A 21343-nucleotide genomic window follows, 5' to 3' on the forward strand; every position below is an offset into this window, starting at 1 on the left:
GGCTGCGATGGCACGCATCGGGGAGAGCGCCGACCTGCTCAAGTGCTCCTTCTGCGGAAAGAGCCAGAAGCAGGTCCAGCAGCTCATCGCCGGTCCAGGCGTCTACATCTGCGACGAGTGCGTCGAGCTCTGCAACGAGATCATCGAGGAGCGACTCGCCGAGGCCGGCGAGACCGAGTCCGGTGAGTTCGAGCTGCCGAAGCCGAAAGAGATCTTCGGATTCCTCGAGGAGTACGTCATCGGCCAGGAGGCCGCCAAGCGCGCCCTCGCCGTCGCCGTCTACAACCACTACAAGCGCGTGCGTGCCCGCACCACGCTCACCTCGGCCGACCACCAGCGCGACGACGTCGAGATCGCGAAGTCCAACATCCTCCTCATCGGGCCCACGGGTTGCGGCAAGACCTACCTCGCACAGACCCTCGCCAAACAGCTCAATGTCCCGTTCGCGGTCGCCGATGCCACGGCGCTCACCGAGGCCGGCTACGTCGGTGAAGACGTCGAGAACATCCTCCTGAAGCTCATCCAGGCCGCCGACTACGACATCAAGCGAGCCGAGACGGGCATCATCTACATCGACGAGGTCGACAAGATCGCCCGCAAGGCCGAGAACCCCTCGATCACGAGAGACGTCTCGGGCGAGGGCGTGCAGCAGGCGCTACTGAAGATCCTCGAGGGCACCGTCGCCTCCGTGCCGCCGCAGGGTGGTCGCAAGCACCCCCACCAGGAGTTCATCCAGATCGACACGACGAACGTGCTGTTCATCGTCGCAGGCGCGTTCGCGGGGCTCGAAGACATCATTTCCTCGCGCGCCGGCAAGCGCGGCATCGGCTTCGGCGCTCCCTTGCACAACAAGGAAGACGAGGCCGACATCTTCAGCGAGGTCCTCCCCGAAGACCTGCACAAGTTCGGCCTCATCCCCGAGTTCATCGGCCGCCTCCCGGTCGTGGCCACGGTCGCGCCGCTCGACCGCGACGCGCTCATGGAGATCCTCACGGTGCCGAAGAACGCACTGATCCGGCAGTACCAGCGCATGTTCGAGCTCGACGGCGTCGAGCTCGACTTCGAGGAGCCTGCGCTTCAGGCCATCGCCGATCTCGCGGTGCTGCGTCAGACCGGTGCCCGAGGGCTCCGCGCCATCATGGAAGAGGTGCTCGGGCCGATCATGTTCGAGGTGCCCTCCTCCACGGGCGTCGCCCGTGTGGTCGTGACGAAGGCGGCCGTGCTCGACAACGCGGCGCCCACGATCGTGCCTCACAAGCCGCGCCGCGCCGAGAAGTCCGCGTAACGACGCGAGCTCGGTCTCGAACTCGATGCGAGCGCGACGCGACTAGTCGTAGACCCGCAGAACATGCCAGCGAGCGCCGTCATATGCGACGTCGAAGACGTGCGTCTCGCCGTCGGCGGCACTCGCCTGGAAGCGCCAGCCCGAGATCTCGAGCGGCACTCGGCCCGGCGAGACGTCGTGCGCCGAGAACGGACTCCACCAATCGCACGGGCCCACGAGCGCCGTTGGCATGTCGGTCACGCGAAAGCGGCGGGAGCGCCAGACGAGCCGCTCGGGTTCGCCGGCCTCGCTGGTCCAGATCTGGACGATCTCCTGCACGCGCGGCATGCGCACACCTCCACCGACATTCGAAGATATGTTCGATGATAACACCGCACCGACGATGTGCGATGGAGACGCTGCGGCTGCCGGCGCGCTCGGCAGCGGAGGACGGCGCGCTGAGCACGAGTGACCCCGCAGCGAAGCTACGCGAAGTGAGGAGAAGAGCTGCCGGTCAGGCCAGGTCGTCGTCGGTGCGTGCGCCGAAGACGATCTCGTCCCAGCTCGGCATCGACGCGCGGCCCTTCTTCGAGCCGCGAGTGCCCACGGGGCCGGTGCCCGACTTGCCGCCCCAGAGCGTGCGCGCAGCAGTGCCGGGCTTGTCCTCGGGCTTCGGCTCGGCAGGCGCAGGGCTCTGGGAATCGGGCGGCATCGGGGGCGCGAACGGCGACGGCGTCGGAAGCTGCTCGCTCGCTGCTTCGCGTTCGCCGCGGCGGCGCCGCAGTGCCTCGAGCAGGTCGGCGGTCTCGCCGAGGGTCTGCTGCGGCTCATCGGCTCGCTTGATCGCGGCACGAGCTGCGGCCGGGCTCGACGTCGATTGCGCGTTACGCGCATACGGCAATGGCTCGAGGTGCGGCGCGGTGTCGAACTCGCCCTGCTCGGTCTCCTCGAAGGTGAACGCGCCGCTGTCGAAACGCGACTCGTCGGCGTCGGGCCCGACGGCCCGAAGGCGGGGAATGAGCCCGCCCTTCAACTCACCCTGCTGGGAGAGCGTGACCGCCTCGGTGTTCAGCGGCTGCAGTGTCTGCTTCCGCGGCTCGAAGCTCCAGCGTGCGTCGTGGTCGATCGTGTCTGCGGTGAACTCGAGCTTGACGATCCAGCCGCGCTCGTCGTCTTTCCAGCTCGCCCAGCGTTCGCCGTGAGCGCCGAGCTTGGCGAGTCGTTCACGGATGACGCCACCGAACGATGCTGGCTCGTCGGCCGTGTCGACCTCGGCCACGACGTGCACGGGGACCGCGAGCGCCGATGTGACGACGTGTTCGCGCTCGGCGAGCACGGGGCCCTCGAACCTGCGAATGTACTCCACAGAGGCGCCAGTGACCTGTGCGACCTCTTCTGCGGAGAGTCCGGAGCGGATGTGGGACTGCACCTCGCGTGGCGAGGGCTTGGGCCCGGTGTGCTGTTCGGGCTGCGCCTGGCGGATCCGCGACTGCAGTACTTCGTCGATTTCGATCCGGAAGCGTGCGCCATCGTCGGATGCGGCGAGCAACGCGCCGTTCTCGACTCCGATTACCTTCAGTTCCTGCATCGCGGAAGCCCTTCCGTGCCCTCGTCTCCGCCCAAGGATGCCACGTATCAAGCGGTCCCGGCGGGAATAGCGCGGGCGCGCCGGAAGTTGCACGTGAGCGCCGGCCGGAATGGTCGACCGAATGGTTTGCTTACGCTGACGATTTGATGCAGACTATGGCCGCCGAATCTTCGGCAATAGAGGAAATGGACGGGAATGGCAACGGATTACGACGCACCGCGGAAGACCGAAGACGACTCTGAGTCGATCGAGGCTCTCAAGGAGCGCGTCCCCGACAAGATGTCGGGAGTGGTGGATGTCGATGACGCCGACAACCCCGGAGGATTCGACCTTGCCGGTGCCGACCTCTCCGACGTCGAACTCGACGTCGTGGTGCTCCCACCGCAGGCCGATGAGTTCACGTGTATGAACTGCTTCCTCGTGAAGCACCGCTCGCAGATCGACCATCAGACGAAGCTCGGGCCGATCTGCATGGAGTGCGCCTCTTAGGCGCCGCGCTCCGTAGGCTCAGGCCGTCGCGATCCATTGATCGCGGCGGCCAGTTCTGTCGGATGGCGCGTCGACAGGAGCCAGTACGGCGCCGGGTCGGCGGGGTCGGTGATCGGCACGCGCACGACGGGCTGCACCCAGCCGCGGATGACGAGGAAGGCGCGGGCATCGAGGCCGGTGCCGCGCTCGACGCGCGCCGCGGCATCCGTGGCGCCGACGGCGGTTCCCGTGTAGTCGAGTGAGATCTCGGCGCGACCCGCGCGCAACCGGCCGTCGTGCACCTCGATGACGGGCGCAGTGAACGACAGCGCGCCCACGGTGGCGAGGTAGAGCACGATGCCGGTCGCCACGCCTGCGGGCAGCGAGACCGGCGCCAGCACGAGGATGCTGGCGGGCACGAGCAGCAGGCTCACGGCGTAGATCCACGGCGTCGGCCAGAGTTTCTCGTGGTAGTCGGGCATGGGACTATTCGATCAGACTTCTGCACTACCCTCGAACAGTGACCGATTCCGTCGATGTTCTGATCACGGCCGACCGCCTACCGTCGTACGCCCATCCGGGCGATGCGGGCGCCGATCTCCACGCTGCCGAGTCCCTCGTACTCGCGCCCGGAGAACGTGCCACGGTCGGCACGGGCGTCGCCGTGGCACTGCCCGACGGCTACGTCGCGTTCGTCGTTCCGCGCTCCGGACTCGCGTTCAAGCACGGCATCACGATCGTGAACGCGCCGGGCACGGTCGACGCCGGGTACCGGGGCGAGATCAAGGTCGCCTTGTTGAACACGGATTCGAACGAGCCGTATTCGATCGACGTGGGCGATCGCATCGCCCAGCTCGTGGTGATGCCGGTGAGCCGGGCGAGATTCGTCGAGGTCGAGCGTCTGCCGGGAAGTCTTCGCGGCGAAGGGGGATTCGGCTCGACGGGATTCGGGGAGCACAAGTCAGGAGTGAACGCGTGAGCGACATCGAGAACATCGACGACACCCCCGTCGACCAGCCCAAGTCGGCCCCCGACGACCGCGAGGCCGCCGGCCCGTTCGACGAGGCCGAGGCGAACCCGGTTCGTCCCTATGTCGACCTCGGCGGCGTCAAGGTGCTGCCCCGCGAGGGCCTGCAATTGCGCCTCGAGGTCGAGGAGGGCACGAAGCGCGTGGTCGCCATCGGGCTCGACTACGCCAATTCCACGCTGCAGGTGCAGCCGTTCGCTGCGCCGCGCTCGAGCGGGCTCTGGCACGAGATCCGGGCGCAGATCGCCGACCAGATCGCCCGTCAGGGTGGCACGACGACCGTTCGTGAAGGCACCTTCGGACCCGAGCTGCTCGCGCAGATCCCCGTCGCGGCAGGCGAGGGCCAATCGGGTCACATGCGCCTCGCGCGGTTCATCGGCGTCGACGGCCCGCGGTGGTTCCTCCGCGGGGTGATCGCAGGCGAGGCGGCCGTCGAGCCTGCAGCCGCCGCGCAAGTCGAAGACCTCTTCCGCTCGATCGTCGTGGTGCGCGGCAACACGCCCATGCCGCCGCGCGACCTCATTCCGCTTCGCATGCCCGCGTCGTCCGCCGGCAGTCCCACCCCTCCCACCGCCTAGGCGCTGCGATGACGGATGCCGGCGCCGAGCGCGACCCCCGATCCGACGAGCGAGCGGATGCCGCGGCATCCGCGGGCGAGCCGAACGCGAGCCCGAACGGCGACGGCGCGACCGTCGCCGGAGACGGTGCGGGGGAGTTCGGGCGCCAGCTCGCCGCGGCCGCCGAGCGATCCGGACTCGGCCTCGCGCGCGGCGAGACGCTCACCGGCCGCGACCTGCTCGGCGCGCTCGGCGGCCTCCGCGGGCTCGCCGAGGCGATCCTGCCCGGGCTCGTCTTCCTCGTCGTCTACACGTTCACGCGCGAGCTCGTGCCCTCGCTCGCCGCGTCGCTCGGCCTCGCGGTCGTGTTCACGATCGTGCGGCTCGCCCGCCGCAGCTCGCCGACCCAGGCTATCGCCGGGCTCATCGGCGTCGCGGCATCCGCGGCCCTCGCGCTCTGGACCGGTCGCGCGGAAGACAATTACGTACTCGGCTTCTACACCAACGCCGCCTACGGCCTCGCCCTGCTCATCTCGCTCCTCGTGGGGTGGCCGCTGCTCGGGCTCATCGTCGGATTCCTCATGGGCGACGGCACCGCGTGGCGGTCAGACCGTCGCAAGCTCCGCGCCATGCAGCTGCTCACCCTCATCTGGCTCGGCCTGTTCGTGGCACGCCTCGTCGTGCAGGTGCCCTTCTACTTCGCGGGCAACGTCGAGGCGCTCGGCGCCACCCGCCTCTTGATGGGCGTGCCCCTCTATGCGCTCGTGCTGGTGTTCTCGTGGCTCGTCGTGCGGGTCGTGTACCCGTCGGCGCCGCGCCAGCGTGAGTGATAGAGTTATCTCGACGTCAAGATAAATCCGCACCCGTGCGGAGCCTGTCCCGGGCTACGGCGCTTAGGTTACCCTTGCTGGAACAGCCCCATGTCTGACGGAGAAGATGGAGTGCCGCTCGCGTGTTCGGGCCGCATCCGCGAAGGAGAGGACATCGTGTCTGCAGTGAACAGTTTCGGGGCGAAGGACACGCTCCACGTCGGTGAGAAGTCCTACGAGATCTACCGTCTCGACACCGTGCCGGGCCACGAGAAGCTCCCGTTCAGCCTCAAGGTGCTCCTCGAGAACCTGCTCCGCACCGAAGACGGTGCGAACGTCACGAAAGACCAGATCGAGGCGCTCGGCTCGTGGGTTCCCACCGCGGAGCCCGACACCGAGATCCAGTTCACGCCCGCGCGCGTGGTCATGCAGGACTTCACCGGCGTTCCCTGCATCGTCGACCTCGCCACGATGCGCGAGGCGGTCGAAGCGCTCGGCGGCGACCCCAAGAAGATCAACCCGCTCGCGCCGGCCGAGATGGTCATCGACCACTCGGTCATCGCCGACCTCTTCGGCACCGAGAACGCGCTCGAGCGCAACGTCGAGATCGAGTACGAGCGCAACGGCGAGCGGTACCAGTTCCTGCGCTGGGGCCAGACCGCGTTCGACGACTTCAAGGTCGTGCCGCCCGGCACCGGCATCGTGCACCAGGTGAACATCGAGCACCTCGCGAAGGTCACGTTCACCCGTGAGGTGGGCGGGGTGCTCCGCGCCTACCCCGACACGTGCGTCGGCACCGACTCGCACACGACGATGGTCAACGGCCTCGGCGTGCTCGGCTGGGGCGTCGGTGGCATCGAGGCCGAGGCCGCCATGCTCGGCCAGCCCGTCTCGATGCTCATCCCCAAGGTGGTCGGCTTCAAGCTCTCGGGCGCGATCCCCACCGGCGTCACCGCCACCGACGTCGTGCTCACGATCACCGACATGCTGCGCAAGCACGGTGTCGTCGGCAAGTTCGTCGAGTTCTACGGCTCGGGCGTAGCATCCGTGCCGCTCGCCAACCGCGCCACCATCGGCAACATGAGCCCCGAGTTCGGCTCGACCGCTGCGATGTTCCCCATCGACGACGTCACGCTCGACTACCTGCGCCTCACGGGCCGCAGCGACGAGCAGGTCGCCCTCGTCGAGGCGTACTCCAAGGTGCAGAAGCTCTGGCACGACGCCGACAGCGAGCCCACGTTCAGCGAGTACATGGAGCTCGACCTCAGCACCGTGGTGCCCTCGATCGCCGGCCCGAAGCGTCCCCAAGACCGCATCGAGCTGAGCTCCTCCAAGGCGGCGTTCGAGAAGGACCTGCTGAACTACGCGACCGTCGATCACGACCTCGTCGACCTCGAGGGTGCAGAGTCGTTCCCTGCATCCGACCCGCCCGGCAACACGCCAGAAGACGAGCACAGCCACCACGAGCACCACCACCGCAGCCACGCGCCGGCCACGGCGTCGAACCCGACGCCGGTGAGGCTCCCCGACGGGCAGGCGTTCACGCTCGACCACGGCGCGGTCGCCATCGCGGCGATCACCTCGTGCACGAACACGTCGAACCCCTCGGTCATGCTCGCGGCGGGCCTCCTCGCGCGCAACGCGGCGAAGAAGGGCCTGAAGTCCAAGCCGTGGGTGAAGACCACCCTCGCGCCCGGCTCGAAGGTCGTCACCGACTACTACGAGAAGGCCGGCCTCACGAGCTACCTCGAAGACCTGGGCTTCTACACCGTCGGCTACGGCTGCACCACGTGCATCGGCAACTCCGGACCCCTGATCGACGAGATCTCCGTCGCCGTCAACGAGAAGGACCTCGCGGTCTCGGCGGTGCTCTCGGGCAACCGCAACTTCGAAGGGCGTATCAACCCCGACGTGAAGATGAACTACCTCGCGAGCCCGCCGCTCGTGATCGCCTACGCCCTCGCCGGGTCGATGAACTTCGACTTCGAGGTCGACGCGCTCGGCACCGACCTCGACGGCAACGACGTGTTCCTGAAAGACATCTGGCCTGATGCGGCCGAGGTGCAGCAGACGATCGACAGCTCGATCAACAAGGACATGTTCACGCACCAGTACGCGAGCGTGTTCGAGGGCGACGAGCGCTGGCGCAACCTCGAGACCCCGACGGGAGCCACCTTCGAGTGGAACGCGGAGTCCACCTACGTGCGCAAGCCCCCGTACTTCGACGGCATGACCATGGAGACCACGCCGGTCACCGACATCGTCGGTGCTCGCGTGCTCGCGAAGCTCGGCGACTCGGTCACCACCGACCACATCAGCCCCGCTGGCTCCATCAAGGCCGACAGCCCGGGCGGCCGCTACCTCACCGACCACGGCGTCGACCGCAAGGACTTCAACTCCTACGGCTCGCGCCGCGGCAACCACGAGGTGATGATCCGCGGCACCTTCGCGAACATCCGCCTGAAGAACCAGCTGCTCGACGGCGTCGAGGGCGGCTTCACACGGGACTTCACCCAAGCGGATGCCCCGCAGTCGTTCATCTACGACGCGAGCCAGAACTACCAGGCTGAAGGCACGCCGCTCGTCATCTTCGGCGGCAAGGAGTACGGCTCCGGTTCGTCGCGTGACTGGGCGGCGAAGGGCACGAGCCTCCTCGGCGTCAAGGCCGTCATCACCGAGAGCTTCGAGCGCATCCACCGCTCGAACCTGATCGGCATGGGCGTCGTGCCGCTGCAGTTCCCGGCCGGCCAGTCGGCCGATTCGCTCGGCCTCGACGGCACCGAGGTGGTCTCCATCACGGGTCTCGAGGAGCTGAACGAGGGCGTCACGCCCCGCACGGTTCACGTGGTCGCCTCGCCGACCGGGCACTCCCCGGCGGGCAAGCAGGCGATCGAGTTCGACGCGGTCGTCCGCATCGACACGCCCGGTGAGGCCGACTACTACCGCAACGGCGGCATCCTGCAGTACGTGCTGCGCAGCCTCGTCTGACGCGGCCGACGACGTGGCGGGGTCGGACTCCTCGGAGTCCGGCCCCGCCGTCGTCGTTCAGGGCATCGTCCACGAAGTGACTCCGAGGTCGGCGAGCGCCATGGCGAATCGGTCGCCGAACAGCTCGAGGCGCGGCACGGGTTCGCGACTGAAGACGAGACGCAGATGCCGGTCGGCGACCGGTCCGCCCCATCCGGTCATGGGCGTCGCGGCGACGCGACGGCGGAGGAGTGCGTGCGACAGCGCGCCGGGTTCGACCCCGAGCGCGCGTGAATCGAGGATCTGCGACCAGCCGCCTGCTGCAGTGAGCATGGGCAAGCCTCGCAGCTGCTCGCAGACCGTGTCGCGTCGGCGCTGCCACTCGGCGAGACATCCGGCAAGACCGTCGTCGTCAGCGGTGAGCGCTGCGAGCGCACCCGCCTGCGCGATACCACCGACAACGACGCCGTTGTAGATGTGCACCACCGAGAGGTCGGACATGACCGCCTCGGGGGCGACCAGCCATCCGATCCGCCATCCGATCATGCGCTGCTCGAGCGAGACGGTGCCGACCACGATGGTCCGTTCGCGCATGCCCGGGTACGACGCAGGATGGATCACCGCGCCGTGGTCGAAGACGATTCCCTCCATCAGAGCCCAGTAGATGAGCCACAGATCGTGCTCGACGCAGAGTCGGGTGATCTCCCGCCACTCGGCGTCCGTGAGCAGGTATCCCGACGGGAACGATGGATTCTGCAACATGATCGCCCGCGTGGCGGGTCCGACGGACGCCGCGAGTTCTTCGAGGTCGAGTCGCCAGGCGCCCTCCAGGGCACGCATGGGCACCGCCCGTGGCCGAGCCCCGGCGAGGAGGACGCGGTTCAGGATCCCCGCGTAGGTGGGATCGGTGATGATGACTTCGTCCCCGGGGTCAGTCACGGCCAGCAGTGCGTCGAGCAGGCCATCCCCATCGCTCGACGTGATCACGACCTCGCTCTCGGGATCGTATTCGACACCCGATCGCGCTCGCACGCGATCCGCGACGGCGCGACGGAGGTCGTGGCGTCCGGTGAACGGCAGATACGAGTTCGCCGACGGGTCGCCTACCGCGGCCTTCGTCGCCTCGATGGCCTCTCGCGGCGGGGGCGAGTCGGTGTCGAGGTTCTCGAGTCGGAGGACGTCGGGATCGTCGCCCGCCGCTGCCGCGACCCGGTCGCTGCTGAATCCCGCGACGTCGGCGAGTCGCGCTGGGCGGACCGTCATGACAGCCTCCCGTCGGCCCGCATCACTGTCGGACCACCACGTCATTCTCCTCCCTGGTTCGGGCACCGCACCAGAGTCGAGTGAGCGATCAAACGGCGTCGCGTAGAATCGATGGATGCCCCTTCCTGCTGGGGCTTGGTGAAAGGTGCTTCCCGGATGACCCTGCTCGAGACCATCTCCGGACCGCGCGACCTCGATGCGCTGAGTACCGAAGAGCTTGAGCAACTCGCACGCGAGATCCGCGAGTATCTCGTGGCATCCGTGTCGAAGACGGGTGGTCACCTCGGCCCGAACCTGGGCGTCGTCGAGCTCACGATCGCCATCCACCGGGTCTTCGACTCACCGCGCGATGCGATCGTCTTCGACACCGGCCACCAGTCGTACGTGCACAAGCTCCTCACGGGGCGCAGAGACCTCTCGACCCTTCGCCAGACCGGGGGCCTCGCCGGCTATCCGCAGCGTTCCGAGTCCGAGCATGACATCGTCGAGAGCTCGCACGCGTCGAGTTCCCTCTCCTGGGCCGACGGCATCTCGAAGGCGTTCGAGATGACCGGGCAGCACGACCGCCACGTCATCGCCGTGGTCGGCGACGGCGCCCTCACCGGCGGCATGACGTGGGAGGCGCTCAACAACATCTCCGACGACAACACGCGCAAGCTCATCGTCATCGTCAACGACAACGGACGCTCCTACGCTCCGACCATCGGTGGCATGGCACGGTTCCTCAACACCGTGCGCACGAAGCAGACGTACCGCAACCTGCACCTGTCGAGCCGTCGTGCGTTCGATCGCCTCGGCGAGCCCGCGCGCGCCTTCTACCGCGGTGTGCGCGGCGGCCTGCACGGGTTCCTCAGCCGCTTCACCGGCAACGAGGCGCTCTACTCGAACCTCGACATCAAGTACATCGGCCCGATCGACGGCCACGACGAGCACGCAATGGAAGCCGCACTGCGCCAGGCACGTGAGTACGGCGCCCCCGTGATCGTGCACGCGATCACCGACAAGGGCCGCGGCTACGAGCCGGCCCTCCGCGACGCCGCAGACCAGTTCCACGCCGTCGGCCAGATCGATCCCGAGACCGGTGAGTCCCTCGAACCGGCGTCGTCGCCGGCATGGACCAACGTCTTCGCCGATGAGCTCGTGAACCTGGCCGAGCACAACGAACGGCTCGTCGGCATCACCGCGGCGATGCTGCGACCCACCGGGTTGCACCGCATGGCGGAGCGATTCCCGACCCGCGTCTTCGACGTCGGCATCGCCGAGCAGCACGCCGCCACGTCGGCGGCCGGGCTCGCCTTCGGCGGGCTGCATCCCGTCGTCGCCGTCTATGCGACCTTCATCAACCGTGCGTTCGACCAGGTGCTGATGGATGTCGCGCTGCACAAGGCGGGGGTGACGTTCGTGCTCGACCGCGCCGGCGTCACCGGTCCCGACGGGCCGAGCCACCACGGAGTGTGGGACCTCTCGATCCTGCAGGTCGTTCCCGGCATTCGCATCGCTGCCCCCCGAGACTCCGTGCGCCTTGCGGAAGAGCTCGGCGAGGCGGTGGCCGTCAACGACGGGCCGACCGTGTTGCGATTCCCGAAGGGCACCGTGGGCGTCGACTACGACGCGTTGCGCCGCACCGACGACGGTGTCGACGTGCTCGCCGAATCGGGCCGCAACGACGTGCTCATCGTCACGGTCGGACCGATGGCCGGCATCGGCCTCGCGGTCGCCGAACGCCTCGAGGCGCAGGGCATCGGCGCGACCGTCATCGACCCGCGCTGGGTGGTGCCCGTGCCGCGGAGCCTCATCGATCTCGCCGCCGAGCATCGCATCGTGGTGAGCCTCGAAGACGGCATCCGCGTGGGCGGCATCGGCACCCGCATCCGTCAAGACCTGCGCCAGGCAGGGGTCGACACCGCGGTGACCGAGGTCGGGTTGCCCGACGAGTTCCTCGACCACGGATCGCGCGCCGACATCCTCGAACGCGTCGGCCTCACGCCGCAGCACATCGCGCGCGACGTCACCGCGATGGTGCTCGGCTCGAAGCTCCCGCACGCCCGGGGCGTGTCGACCGACACCGGATCCACCACCGTGCGCGCGGGCGGCGAACGCTGAGCCCCCGGAGTCTCGCGGTCGTGGTCACGGCCTGAGCGCGAGCATCCGCGCAGATGGAAGCGGCCCCCGACATCTGTCGAGGGCCGCTTCGTCGTCTCGGCTACGCGCCGACACCCTTGATCGGCGGGTGGTGGAACGTGTCTCCGAAGACCCGTTCGCTCGCGCCCACGCGGTCGAGATAGGGCGTCACGCCGCCCATCTGGAAGGGGAAGCCCGCGCCGAGGAGCATGCAGAGGTCGATGTCCTCGGGCGCCTCGACGACGCCGTCTTCGAGCATGCGGTGCACTTCGTCGGCGAGACCGTCTTGCAGGCGCGTCAGGATCTCGTCGGCCGTCAACGGGTTCTTGCCGCCAGACACGAGCTTGAGCGCGCCCTTGTCGAAGCCCTTGACCTTGCCCTTGTCGTCTTTGTCGAGGAGCTTGCCGTGGTCGGCGAGCTTGTGCAGGTTCTCGCTGCGGTAGAACCGATCGGGGAACGCCGCGTGGTGGGTGTCGAGCACGTGCGCGCCGACCTTGAGTCCCACGAGGTCGAGCAGCTGCGACGGAGGCATCGGCAGGCCGAGGGGCGCGATGGCCTCATCGACGACCTCGAACGACGTGCCGTTGTCGACGGCGTGCATCGCCTCGCCGAGCAGCTTCGCGAGCACGCGATTGACGACGAAACCGGGCGTATCGGCGGTGATCACGGCGTTCTTCTTCAGGTTCTTCGCCGTGACCATCGCGGTCGACAGCGTCGCATCATCGGTGTGCGGGGTCTTCACGACCTCGATGAGCGGCATGACCGCGACCGGCGTGAAGAAATGGAATCCGACGACCCGCTCGGGGTGCTTCAGCTTGGCCCCGATCTGCTCGACCGAGAGCGACGACGTGTTCGTGGCGAGCACGGCCTCGGGGGAGACGAACTGCTCCACCTCGGCGAACACGTTCTGCTTGATCTCGAGCTCTTCGAAGACCGCCTCGATCACCCAGTCGCAGTCCGCGAAATCGGCCTTGTCGGTGGTGCCGGTGACGAGCGCCTTCAAGCGGTTCGCCTCATCGGGGGAGATCCGGCCCTTGCCGAGGAGGGCGTCGATCTCGTCGGCGATGTGGGCGACGCCCTTGTCGACGCGCTCCTGGTCGAGGTCGGTGATGACGACCGGAACCCGGAGACGACGCACGAACAGCAGGGCGAGCTGGCTCGCCATGTATCCGGCACCGAGCACGCCGACCTTCGTGACCTTCTTCGCGAGCGCCGTGTCGGGCGCGCCGGCGGGCCGCTTCACCCGCTTCTGCACGAGATTGAAGGCATAGACGGATGCCTGGAGCTGGTCGCCTGCGATGAGCTCGGCGAGCGCCTCGTCTTCACGCGCGAATCCCTCGGCCTTCGTGCCGCTCTTCGCAGCCTTCAGCAGGTCGAGCGCGGCGTACGGCGATTTCGGCACCGACCCGATGCGACTCTTCAGCATCTTCGAGGCGATGCCTATGGCGACATCCCACTTCACGAGCCGCTCGACCTTGCCTGGCTCATTCGGGCGCTTCACCTTGATGCGCCCTGACACGACCCCGTCTGCCCACCTGATCGAGTCTTCCAGGAAGCTCACCGACGGGAACAGTGCGTCGGCGATGCCGAGTTCGAGCACATCCGACGCCTTCAGCATGCGGTTCTGCTTCAGCGGGTTCTCGATGACGACCTTCAGCGCGTTCTCGATGCCGATGAGGTTCGGCAGGAGGAAGGCGCCGCCCCAACCCGGGATGAGCCCGAGGAACACCTCGGGAAGTGCCACGGCGGGAACCGAGGCGTCCACCGTGCGGTAGTCGGCGTTCAGCGCGATCTCGAGGCCGCCACCGAGCGCGAGGCCGTTGATGAAGGCGAACGACGGCACGCCGAGTTCGGAGGCCTTGCCGAGCGCATAGTGCCCGAGCTGTCCCATCTTGCGCGCGGTCTCGGCGTCGGGGATCTCGGCGACCTTGGTGAGGTCGGCGCCCGCGGCGAGGATGAACGGCTTGCCGGTCACCGCGACCGCGTGGATCTCACCCGCCGACGCGCGTGCCTTCAGGGCGTCGAGCGTCTTCGCGTACTCGAGCAGCGTGACCGGGCCGAGGGTGTTCGGCCGGGTGTGGTCGCGTCCGTTGTCGAGGGTGACGAGGGCGAGGGTCTTGCCGTCGGAGAGTGGGATGTCGCGCACGAACGAACGGGTGACGACCTCGTCGTCGGAGAGGGCGGCGAGCGAATCGAAGTCGATGGTCGTGTAGTCGGTCATCCGCGGGCCTTCTTCGCCTTCTTGTTGAAGTTCGGGTTCTCCCAGATCATGGTGCCGCCCTGGCCGAGGCCGACGCACATGCTCGTGATGCCGTAGCGCACATCGGGACGCTCGGTGAACTGGCTCGCGAGCTGGTTCATGAGGCGCACGCCGGAGGAGGCGAGCGGGTGACCGACGGCGATCGCACCGCCCCACGGGTTGACCCGTGGATCGTCGTCGGCGATGCCGTAGTGATCGAGGAACGAGAGCACCTGCACGGCGAACGCCTCGTTCATCTCGAAGAGGTCGATGTCGTCGATCGAGAGGCCCGCCTTGCGCAGCGCCTTCTCGGTCGCAGGGATCGGGCCGATGCCCATGATCTCGGGGTCGACGCCGGCGAAGGCGAAGCTCACGAGCTTCATCTTCGGGGCCAGTCCGAGCTCCTTCGCCGCGGCGCCGGAGGCGAGGATCGCCGCCGTCGCGCCGTCGTTCAGGCCGGAGGCGTTGCCCGCGGTGATGCGGCCGTGCGGACGGAACGGCGTCTTCAGCGCGGCGAGGCCCTCGAGGGTCGTCTCGGGGCGCATCATCTCGTCGCGCGTGGCGAGGCCCCAGCCCTCATCGGTGCGGATCGCGATCGGCACGAGGTCCTGTTGGATCTTTCCGGCGGCGTAGGCGGCAGCCGTCTTCTGCTGGCTCGCCATCGCATACCGGTCGCTTCGCTCCTTCGTGAGCTGCGGGAACCGGTCGTGGATGCGCTCGGCGGTCGCACCCATCACGAGGGCGTCCTCGCCCACGAGGCGCTCGCTCAGGAAGCGCGGATTCGGGTCGACGCCCGAGCCCATGGGGTGGTGGCCCATGTGCTCGACGCCGCCCGCGATGGCGAGGTCGTACATGCCGAATCCGATCGAGCCCGACATCATCGCGGTGGCCGTCATGGCGCCGGCGCACATGCGGTCGATCGAGAAGCCCGGCACGGTCTTCGGGAGCCCTGCGAGCAGCGCTGCCGTGCGACCGAGGGTCAGGCCCTGGTCGCCGGTCTGCGTCGTCGCCGCGATCGCGACATCGTCGATGCGATCCTTCGGCACGTTCGGGTTGCGCTCGAGGAGCGCGACGATCGCCTTCACGACGAGGTCATCGGCTCGGGTGTTCCAGTACATTCCCTTGTCGCCGGCCTTGCCGAACGGGGTACGGACCCCGTCGACGAACACGACTTCAGCTTGATCAGCCACGCTGCAGCTCACTTTCGATCAGGATGACTCGATCCTACGAAGCGCGTTGTGGGCCGTTGAATCGCTTGACGGAACCTACGAAGCGCTCGTCGCGGCGTCCTCGACGGTTTGTGCCGCCTCGACAAAGGCATCGGCGATTGTCTGTGAGGTTGCCTCAACCTGCCACGGTCGGGCGCCCAGCTTGGCGAGCGCCTCGCCGACGGTCTGGGCGGTCACCTCGGCAGGCGGATTCCACGCGACGCGTCGCAAGTGGTCGGGAGTGAGCAGGTTCTCAACCGGCATCTCGACTTGCTCGGCGAGGTCGAGGACTCCCGCACGTGCGATGCGAAGCCGTGCGTCAGCCTCGGGGTTGCGCGCCGCCCAGGCGCGCGGCGGAGGTGGGGAGTCGCTCGGCACGCGCACGGCCGGCAGGTCGGTGGTCGAGAGGCCACGCTCGACGGCCGCCCACCAGCGATCGAGCTCGGAGCGGCTCGCTCGCCCATTGAACTCGCGGAGATCGGCGAGGGCACGTCGCGACGTGGGCATCACGCGGACTGCGGCCAGCAGGGAGGCATCCGGAACCAGGCGGCCGGGAGCCACATCGAGCTCGGAGGCGAGCGCATCGCGTGTCAGCCACAGCTCGCGCGCGACCGCCAGGTTGCGGGGGTTGCGCATCGCGTGGATGCCCGAGAGGCGCCGCCACGGCTCGGCAGCTGCAGGCTTCGCCTCTTTGTGCAGCACTGCGTCGAACTCCTGAGCGGCGATGTCGGCCTTGCCGGTCTCATTGAGACGTTCGCCGAGCTTCTCCCGGATGTCGATGAGCAGCTCGACGTCGAGCGCCGCGTAGCGGAGCCACGACTCGGGCAACGGGCGGGTCGACCAGTCGGATGCCGAATGCTCTTTCGCGAGCCGGATGTCGAGGAGCTCCTCGACGACCGAGGCGAGCCCGACGCGCGGCATCCCGAGCAGTCTCGCGGCGAGCTCGGTGTCGAAGATGCGCTCGGGATCGAGGCCCACCTCACGAAGGCACGCGAGGTCTTGGCTCGCCGCGTGCAGCACCCATTCCTCGGAGTGGATGGCACCCTGGAGGGCCGAGAAGTCGGGGATCTGCGGCGGATCGAAGAGGAAGGTGCCGGATCCGCGGCGGTACATCTGAATGAGGTAGGCGCGCTGCGAATAGCGGAAACCGCTCGCGCGCTCTGCGTCGACCGCGATCGGACCTTCACCGCCGGCGAGACGCGCAACGGCGTCGTCGAACTCGGCGGGAGACTCGATCACCCGGAATTCATCCACGGTTGGACCTCCGACGGGGTAGGGCGGTCACCCCTTCCGATCTGGGTGGCAGTCCTGCCAACATGCACAACAATTCGCTCCAGCCTTCCACATGTGCGCCCGCTGACGAATCGAGGGGGGTCCAGGAGGCTCGCAACTCGATCTGCGCACCGTCGCCCTGGCGCGCGAGTTCGCCGAATCCCGTGGAGAGGATCTTCGTCGCGGTGCCGGATGCCGCGATGTATCGTGCGCCGCGCGCATCGAGTGCATCGACGAGCCACGACCACGCGACATCCGCGAGGAACGGGTCGAGCCCGATGTCGGTCTCGAGGGGCGCCTGCGCGAAGCACACGACCCGGAACCGGCCGCCCCACGCCTCGGGCTCACTGGGATCGTAGAGGAGCACGAAGCGTCCGGTGCCGAGTTCGGAGTCGTCGCCGTGGCGGCTCGGCATGACATCCGCCGACAGCGCCACGGCGTACGGGGCGAGGGAGCCCGGCGCCGGAATCTCGGTGACCACGAGCTCAGGCCGCAGCGAGGCCGCACGCAGCGAGTCGAGTGCGGCCGCGAACTCGGGCGGCGGAGCGATCGCAGAGTCGGGCACGAGTGCAGACTAGAGTCTCGACTGGGGCGGATGCCGACGGCACGCCGCACCGCATCCACACGATGACCGCTTCGCTCTGGGAGGGCAACGGATGAGTCGGCGCGAGAGCACAGGACGGATGATCGGGATCGCAGCGGGGGCTTCGGCACTCCTCATCGCCGCGGTCGCTGCGCTGACCGCGGCAGTCACCGTGCGTTTCGCGCGCAAGGTCGTGATTCCGATCTCCACTCGGGAGGAAGACGTGCGCGTCGTCGGGGTCGACCTCGCGAGCGGCGAGATCACGCTCGCGGCATCCGACGAGGCCCGCATGGGCGGACGGTACGGCTTCTGGTTCGACCGCGACGCCGGTCACGCCCGGCTCGGCGACGTCATCGACGAAGGCCACCGCACTGTGCGTCGCCGCATCGAGTCCGTCGACTTCGGGCGCCTCGAGCGCACGTCGCGTGGGCGCATGAACGCGTCGTACCATCTCGGTCCGTGGGAGCTCGGCCACCCGTACGAGAACGTGGTCGTCGAGACGTCGCTCGGCCCGGCGCCCGCGTGGCTGGTGCCCGCGGAGTCGCCGTCGGGCCGGTGGGTGATCCAGGTGCACGGCCGGGGCGCGAAGCGTCATGAGGCCCTGCGCGCGGTCGAGCCCGCGCGGGAAGCGGGGTGGAACTCCCTGCTCATCTCCTACCGGAACGACGGCGAAGCGCCAGAGAGCGAGGATCGTCGCTATGGGCTCGGTGGAACGGAGTGGGCCGACGTCGTCGCTGCGGTGCAGTTCGCGATCGACCACGGGGCAGAGCGCGTGGTGCTCATGGGGTGGTCTATGGGGGGATCGATCGTGTTGCAGGCGGTGCTCCGCGCCGCTTCGGTGCGAGAGCGACTCGTCGGCATCATGCTCGACTCGCCGGCGATCGACTGGGTGGACATCCTCAGGTTCCAGGGGCGGGCCGAGGGGCTGCCGAACGGAATGGCCGATGCCGTGGCGCGCCTCCTCGGCGGACCGTTCAGCGGTGGCCTCACGGGGATCGCGGCTCCCATCACGTTCGCCGACCTCGACCCCGTAGCGCGCGCCGAGGAGTTCGCGGTGCCGATCCTCCTCATGCACAGCGTCGACGACGGATTCGTGCCGATCGACGGGTCCCGACGATTCGCCGCCGCGCGTCCCGATCTCATCGAGTTCGAGGTCTTCGAGGGTGCGCGACACACGAAGCTCTGGAATCACGACCCCGAGCGATGGACGAACCTCATCGAGGGCTGGCTCGCGCGGCGTTCCGAGGGCGTCGAACGGCTCGGCGACGAAGCAGAGATCGTCGGCTGAGGATCAGGCCGCGAGGCGCCGGCGCAACTGCCGCTTGGTGCGCGCGAGCATGCCCGTCATGCCGCGAACCCGCAGCGGGGAGACGGCCTCGCCGAGTCCGAGCGACTGCGGGTAGTCGTCGGGGATCGCGAACACCTCGTCGACCGTGAGACCGTCGAGTCCCTGCGCGAGGATCGAGGCGAAACCGCGGGTCGTCGGCGATTCGGCCGGCGCCGTGGCATAGAGGTGCACGAGCCCTTCGTCGACCTCCAGGAAGATGTACACCGGCGACTGGCACTCCTCGACACGCTCGAGCAGGTCGGGGTGGTCGGCGTATCGCGCCGGCAACGCGGGGAGCTCGTTCGAGAACTCGAGCAGCAGTTGCAGGCGATCGCGCACGTCGAGCGCGAGGAAGTCCTCGCGGGTCTCGGCGAGTCGGGAGGGCAGGGTCGTGGCATCCATCGCTTCTATTCTCCCATTCCCGGCTGCGACCCCGCCCATAGCGCCGGTCAGCGGCCCGGAACCTCGCCGCGATCGGCGCCCGTGACGATCGGCACGCGCACGGCGCTGCCCCACTCGGTCCACGATCCGTCGTAGTTGCGCACCTTCTCGAAGCCGAGCAGGTGCGTGAGCACGAACCACGTGTGGCTCGATCGCTCGCCGATGCGGCAGTACGCGATCACGTCGTCGCCGTCGGTGAGCCCGACCTCGGTGCGGTAGATGGCATCGAGCTCGTCACGCGTCTTGAACGTGCCGTCGCCGGCGGCCGCACGAGCCCAGGGCACGGATGCCGCGGTGGGGATGTGCCCGGCGCGAAGCGCGCTCTCCTCAGGGTAGGCGGGGGCGGTCGTGCGCTCCCCGTTGTACTCCTCGGGCGAGCGCACGTCGATGAGCGGGTTTCCGAAGTGCGCGAGCACGTCGTCCTTGAATGCGCGGATGGCGGAGTCATCGCGCTTCACGACGGGGTACTCGACGGGCGTCACCTGGGGGACGTCGGTCGTGATCTCGCGGCCCTCGGCGATCCACAGGTCGCGACCGCCGTCGAGAAGGCGCACGTCTTCATGGCCGAACAGCGTGAACACCCAGAGTGCGTACGCGGCCCACCAGTTGTTCTTGTCGCCGTAGATGACGACGGTCGAGTCTCGCGAGATGCCCTTCGAGCCGAGCAGCGCCGCGAACTGCTCGTCGTCGACGTAGTCGCGGACGACGGGGTCGTTGAGGTCGGTGTGCCAGTCGATCTTGACGGCGCCCGGGATGTGCCCGGTCTCGTAGAGGAGCACGTCTTCATCGGATTCGACCACGACGAGACCGGGTTGACCGAGGTGTTCGGCGAGCCACTGGGTGGTGACGAGACGCTCGGGGTGGGCGTACTCGGCGAACTTAGCTGCGGAGTCGAACTCGGCGGACATGGGACCTCCTGGGATCGTCCGATCGGACGGGCTGGGCGGGGGAGCGGACTAGGCTGTTGACCTGTCCACCTCGAATCTACGCGGCGCGGCGGTCGAAGTCAGTACCCCCGTCATCCGGTGCAATACGGGAGCCTCTCAAGCATGACCTCGGCATCGACTCACGTCCTCATCCGCCTCATCGAGCGGAATCCGTCGATCTCCGGTGCGGAGATCGCCTCCGAGCTGGTGCCGCCGCCGCAGTTCGAGCACGCGTCGTTCGAGTCCTATCGACCCGACCCCGACTTCCCCTCCCAACAGGAGGCGCTCGATCGGCTCGGCGAGTTCGCCGCGGCGTGGCGCGCGCAGCGTCCCGGCGGGTTCTTCTCGCGGAACCGCAAGCCCAAGTCCGAACTGCCCGGCGTCTATCTCGATGGCGGGTTCGGCGTCGGCAAGACGCACCTGCTCGCCGCGCTCTGGCACATCGCGCCAGGACCCAAGTACTTCGGCACCTTCATCGAGTACACGGCGCTCGTCGGCGCGCTCGGCTACGCGGCCGCGCTGAAACTGCTGAGCGGCGCACGGCTGATCTGCATCGACGAGTTCGAGCTCGACGACCCGGGCGACACCATGCTGATGACCCGGTTCCTCGGCGAGCTGATGGCCGGCGGCACGCGAGTCGCGGCGACGTCGAACACGCCCCCGAATGCCCTCGGTGAGGGTCGCTTCGCAGCAGCCGACTTCCTGCGAGAGATCCATGCCCTCTCCGCGAACTTCGAGACGCACCGCATCGACGGCCTCGACTACCGGCGCCGCGACACCGAGGGACACGCGGAAGCCCTTCCCGACACGGCCGACGTCACCCGCACCGCCGAGGCCCTGGCATCACGCGGGCACCTGGTGTCGCTCGACGGGTTCGACGAGCTCATCGCCCATCTCGCCACGGTGCATCCGGCGAAGTACATCAAGCTCATCGATGGCGTCGAGATCATCGCGCTCGACGGCGTGCGCGAGTTGAACGACCAGAACGCCGCCCTGCGCCTCGTTGCGTTCATCGACCGCGTCTACGACGCCGAGGTCCCCGTCGTCGCGAGCGGCATCCCCCTCGACGAGGTCTTCGACGACGAGATGATGGCCGGCGGCTATCGCAAGAAGTACTTGCGCGCGATGTCGCGCATGATCGCGCTGACGACGGGCGAATTGCCGCCACACGCGTGAATCGCGCGTCGATTCACATCGAACGCCCCGCGATCCGAAACATGCTGTTTACATTTTGCTCGTTTACGTAACGACCCGGAAACGGAACACGGTCCGAACCGAAACCT

General features: G+C 68.1%; 19 protein-coding genes. 9 read left to right on the top strand and 10 right to left on the bottom strand.

Annotation, left to right across the window (positions count from 1 at the left end; all coding sequences use genetic code 11):
* Positions 1-7 precede the first annotated feature (7 nt).
* Positions 8-1285, top strand: coding sequence for an ATP-dependent Clp protease ATP-binding subunit ClpX (clpX, locus tag J7E25_RS12060; RefSeq protein ID WP_214870372.1), 1278 nt, complete (start codon positions 8-10; stop codon positions 1283-1285).
* Positions 1286-1327: 42 nt separating this feature from the next.
* Here clpX and J7E25_RS12065 read toward each other — a convergent pair whose 3' ends face one another.
* Both J7E25_RS12065 and sepH read right to left on the bottom strand, forming a co-directional pair.
* A complete protein-coding gene (locus J7E25_RS12065) occupies positions 1328-1612 on the bottom strand; it encodes a hypothetical protein (RefSeq protein WP_214870373.1) in 285 nt (94 codons plus the stop codon).
* A gap of 166 nt (positions 1613-1778) precedes the next feature.
* Positions 1779-2852: a septation protein SepH gene (gene sepH, locus J7E25_RS12070; RefSeq protein WP_214870374.1), complete on the bottom strand. Its 1074-nt coding sequence runs from the start codon at positions 2850-2852 to the stop codon at positions 1779-1781.
* A gap of 195 nt (positions 2853-3047) precedes the next feature.
* On the opposite strand from sepH, the gene J7E25_RS12075 reads away from it, so the two are divergent.
* A complete protein-coding gene (locus J7E25_RS12075) occupies positions 3048-3341 on the top strand; it encodes a DUF4193 domain-containing protein (RefSeq protein ID WP_214870375.1) in 294 nt (97 codons plus the stop codon).
* On the opposite strand, the gene J7E25_RS12080 is transcribed toward J7E25_RS12075, so the two are convergent.
* Entirely contained in the window at positions 3338-3802 is a 465-nt protein-coding gene (locus J7E25_RS12080) for a DUF3093 domain-containing protein (RefSeq protein WP_214870376.1), read from the bottom strand. The two genes, J7E25_RS12075 and J7E25_RS12080, sit on opposite strands and share 4 nt — an antisense overlap.
* A gap of 38 nt (positions 3803-3840) precedes the next feature.
* Here J7E25_RS12080 and dut point away from each other — a divergent pair, with 38 nt between their 5' ends.
* The 4 genes from dut (at position 3841) to acnA (ending at position 8701) form a co-directional block, all read left to right on the top strand.
* Entirely contained in the window at positions 3841-4299 is a 459-nt protein-coding gene (gene dut, locus J7E25_RS12085) for a dUTP diphosphatase (RefSeq protein WP_214870377.1), read from the top strand.
* Positions 4296-4925: a DUF3710 domain-containing protein gene (locus J7E25_RS12090; protein ID WP_214870378.1), complete on the top strand. Its 630-nt coding sequence runs from the start codon at positions 4296-4298 to the stop codon at positions 4923-4925. The genes dut and J7E25_RS12090 overlap by 4 nt, the downstream gene beginning before the upstream one ends.
* A gap of 8 nt (positions 4926-4933) precedes the next feature.
* The gene (locus J7E25_RS12095; RefSeq protein WP_214870379.1) at positions 4934-5734 is read left to right on the top strand and encodes a DUF3159 domain-containing protein; all 801 of its coding nucleotides are present in this window, start codon (positions 4934-4936) and stop codon (positions 5732-5734) included.
* Positions 5735-5890: 156 nt separating this feature from the next.
* Entirely contained in the window at positions 5891-8701 is a 2811-nt protein-coding gene (acnA, locus tag J7E25_RS12100) for an aconitate hydratase AcnA (protein ID WP_308164564.1), read from the top strand.
* A gap of 57 nt (positions 8702-8758) precedes the next feature.
* On the opposite strand, the gene J7E25_RS12105 is transcribed toward acnA, so the two are convergent.
* The gene (locus J7E25_RS12105; protein ID WP_214870381.1) at positions 8759-9943 is read right to left on the bottom strand and encodes a pyridoxal phosphate-dependent aminotransferase; all 1185 of its coding nucleotides are present in this window, start codon (positions 9941-9943) and stop codon (positions 8759-8761) included.
* A gap of 156 nt (positions 9944-10099) precedes the next feature.
* Between J7E25_RS12105 and dxs the strand changes: the two genes are divergently transcribed.
* Entirely contained in the window at positions 10100-12046 is a 1947-nt protein-coding gene (gene dxs / locus J7E25_RS12110; RefSeq protein ID WP_214870382.1) for a 1-deoxy-D-xylulose-5-phosphate synthase, read from the top strand.
* A gap of 100 nt (positions 12047-12146) precedes the next feature.
* On the opposite strand, the gene J7E25_RS12115 is transcribed toward dxs, so the two are convergent.
* The 4 genes from J7E25_RS12115 to J7E25_RS12130 form a co-directional block, all read right to left on the bottom strand.
* On the bottom strand, positions 12147-14285 hold the full coding sequence (locus J7E25_RS12115) for a 3-hydroxyacyl-CoA dehydrogenase NAD-binding domain-containing protein (RefSeq protein WP_214870383.1): 2139 nt from the start codon (positions 14283-14285) through the stop codon (positions 12147-12149).
* Entirely contained in the window at positions 14282-15493 is a 1212-nt protein-coding gene (locus J7E25_RS12120; RefSeq protein WP_214870384.1) for a thiolase family protein, read from the bottom strand. The genes J7E25_RS12115 and J7E25_RS12120 overlap by 4 nt, the downstream gene beginning before the upstream one ends.
* A gap of 75 nt (positions 15494-15568) precedes the next feature.
* Positions 15569-16765, bottom strand: a complete 1197-nt coding sequence (locus J7E25_RS12125) for an HRDC domain-containing protein (RefSeq protein ID WP_214870385.1) — start codon at positions 16763-16765, stop codon at positions 15569-15571.
* Positions 16758-17348, bottom strand: a complete 591-nt coding sequence (locus J7E25_RS12130; protein WP_214870386.1) for a DUF3000 domain-containing protein — start codon at positions 17346-17348, stop codon at positions 16758-16760. Before J7E25_RS12130 ends, J7E25_RS12125 begins: the two co-directional genes overlap by 8 nt.
* Positions 17349-17466: 118 nt before the next feature.
* On the opposite strand from J7E25_RS12130, the gene J7E25_RS12135 reads away from it, so the two are divergent.
* Entirely contained in the window at positions 17467-18654 is a 1188-nt protein-coding gene (locus tag J7E25_RS12135) for a S9 family peptidase (RefSeq protein ID WP_214870387.1), read from the top strand.
* Between the two features lie 3 nt (positions 18655-18657).
* Here J7E25_RS12135 and J7E25_RS12140 read toward each other — a convergent pair whose 3' ends face one another.
* Together J7E25_RS12140 and J7E25_RS12145 are read right to left on the bottom strand one after the other, a co-directional pair.
* Positions 18658-19095, bottom strand: a complete 438-nt coding sequence (locus tag J7E25_RS12140) for a SufE family protein (protein WP_214870388.1) — start codon at positions 19093-19095, stop codon at positions 18658-18660.
* 47 nt (positions 19096-19142) lie between these two features.
* On the bottom strand, positions 19143-20042 hold the full coding sequence (locus J7E25_RS12145) for a sulfurtransferase (RefSeq protein ID WP_214870389.1): 900 nt from the start codon (positions 20040-20042) through the stop codon (positions 19143-19145).
* Between the two features lie 141 nt (positions 20043-20183).
* Here J7E25_RS12145 and zapE point away from each other — a divergent pair, with 141 nt between their 5' ends.
* Positions 20184-21236, top strand: a complete 1053-nt coding sequence (gene zapE, locus J7E25_RS12150; protein ID WP_214870390.1) for a cell division protein ZapE — start codon at positions 20184-20186, stop codon at positions 21234-21236.
* Positions 21237-21343: the final 107 nt, after the last annotated feature.

Origin of the sequence: Agromyces sp. ISL-38 (genome assembly GCF_018613935.1) — a bacterium.
Classification (GTDB): Bacteria; Actinomycetota; Actinomycetes; order Actinomycetales; family Microbacteriaceae; genus Agromyces.

Excerpts from the sequence above, each read along its gene's own strand:
- J7E25_RS12105 (WP_214870381.1), bottom strand. The coding sequence starts at position 9,943 with ATGACGGTCCGCCCAGCGCGACTCGCCGACGTCGCGGGATTCAGCAGC.
- J7E25_RS12065 (WP_214870373.1), bottom strand. The coding sequence starts at position 1,612 with ATGCCGCGCGTGCAGGAGATCGTCCAGATCTGGACCAGCGAGGCCGGC.
- J7E25_RS12095 (WP_214870379.1), top strand. The coding sequence starts at position 4,934 with ATGACGGATGCCGGCGCCGAGCGCGACCCCCGATCCGACGAGCGAGCG.
- J7E25_RS12135 (WP_214870387.1), top strand. The coding sequence starts at position 17,467 with ATGATCGGGATCGCAGCGGGGGCTTCGGCACTCCTCATCGCCGCGGTC.
- sepH (WP_214870374.1), bottom strand. The coding sequence starts at position 2,852 with ATGCAGGAACTGAAGGTAATCGGAGTCGAGAACGGCGCGTTGCTCGCC.
- clpX (WP_214870372.1), top strand. The coding sequence starts at position 8 with ATGGCACGCATCGGGGAGAGCGCCGACCTGCTCAAGTGCTCCTTCTGC.
- J7E25_RS12075 (WP_214870375.1), top strand. The coding sequence starts at position 3,048 with ATGGCAACGGATTACGACGCACCGCGGAAGACCGAAGACGACTCTGAG.
- J7E25_RS12115 (WP_214870383.1), bottom strand. The coding sequence starts at position 14,285 with ATGACCGACTACACGACCATCGACTTCGATTCGCTCGCCGCCCTCTCC.
- zapE (WP_214870390.1), top strand. The coding sequence starts at position 20,184 with ATGACCTCGGCATCGACTCACGTCCTCATCCGCCTCATCGAGCGGAAT.
- J7E25_RS12145 (WP_214870389.1), bottom strand. The coding sequence starts at position 20,042 with ATGTCCGCCGAGTTCGACTCCGCAGCTAAGTTCGCCGAGTACGCCCAC.
- J7E25_RS12140 (WP_214870388.1), bottom strand. The coding sequence starts at position 19,095 with ATGGATGCCACGACCCTGCCCTCCCGACTCGCCGAGACCCGCGAGGAC.
- dxs (WP_214870382.1), top strand. The coding sequence starts at position 10,100 with ATGACCCTGCTCGAGACCATCTCCGGACCGCGCGACCTCGATGCGCTG.
- J7E25_RS12080 (WP_214870376.1), bottom strand. The coding sequence starts at position 3,802 with ATGCCCGACTACCACGAGAAACTCTGGCCGACGCCGTGGATCTACGCC.